The organism is Micromonospora sp. CPCC 206061 (assembly GCF_036906915.1).
GTDB lineage: Bacteria > Actinomycetota > Actinomycetes > Mycobacteriales > Micromonosporaceae > Phytohabitans.
Genome location: NZ_JBAKHX010000219.1, coordinates 1 through 969, shown reverse-complemented (window position 1 = coordinate 969; position 969 = coordinate 1). Strand labels below are relative to the sequence as shown.

At 66.5% G+C, this 969-nt stretch carries 1 protein-coding gene; it reads right to left on the bottom strand.

Annotated features, from left to right (window positions below; genetic code table 11):
* Window positions 1-23: 23 nt before the first annotated feature.
* Window positions 24-969: ISL3 family transposase (locus V6V89_RS41480; RefSeq protein ID WP_334625236.1), on the bottom strand; the 946-nt coding region annotated here is incomplete at its 5' end.

Below are 969 nucleotides of genomic sequence, written 5' to 3'. Positions count from 1 at the left end.
GGCTCTCCTGCCTGATGTGTGGGTTAGGCAGGATGGCCGCGGCCGGGTAGATCGATGTGGTAGCCGCCGAGATGAAGCTTGATCATGGCGATGAGGGCGTCGGCGCTGTGGAACCCGAACGCGACCCGGGTCAGGAGTCGGATCTTGGTGTTGGTGGACTCCAGGATGCCGTTGGACATCCGGTAGACCAGGGTGTTGATGATGTCCTGCCGGAAGTAGGTCCGGATCCGGTGGGCCAGTTCCACGAAGGGTTTGAGCTGGCTACGCGCGGCCCAGGCCAGCCACTCATCCAGCAACTCGACCCGTTCCTCACCGCCGGGGGCGAACACCTGCCGCAACTGCTCCTTGAGCAGGTACGCCCGGTACAACGGCCGGTTCGTCGCGGCGATCCGGGCCAGCGTGGCCTGTTGCCGACCGTTCAGATCGCCGGCGTTCTTCCACAACGCCCACCGGGCCCCCTTGATCTCGGCGGCCACCGCCTTCTGCCCCACCTTCCGAGCCGCCGACCACACCTGCGCACGGACCTCGTCCAACGCCTTCCCCGCCCAGGCGACCACGTGGAACGGGTCCAAACACAGCTTGGCGTTCGGGCAGTACTCGGCCACCGCGTAGAAGATCCAGTCCGCGCCGTCCGCGGACACCAATGCGATCTGCGCGCACCGCTGCGGCCCCAACTGCTGGAAGAACCGGGCCAAAGTGGCCTTGTCCCGACCCTGCGCGATCCACAACGGCCGACGCGTGTCGTGATCGACCACCACGGTCAAATACCGCTGCCCCCGCCGATACGACACCTCATCGATCCCGATCCGCCGCACCCCACCCAACCGATCACCACCAGCGGCGTCGGCATCGGCCATCACCCGAGCGATCACCTGCCCCACCGTGCGCCACGAGATCCGCAACAAACCGCACACCGCGCTCCTGGACGTCTGCCGCGCCAGCCACGCCACCAAGTCATCAAAGGCATAC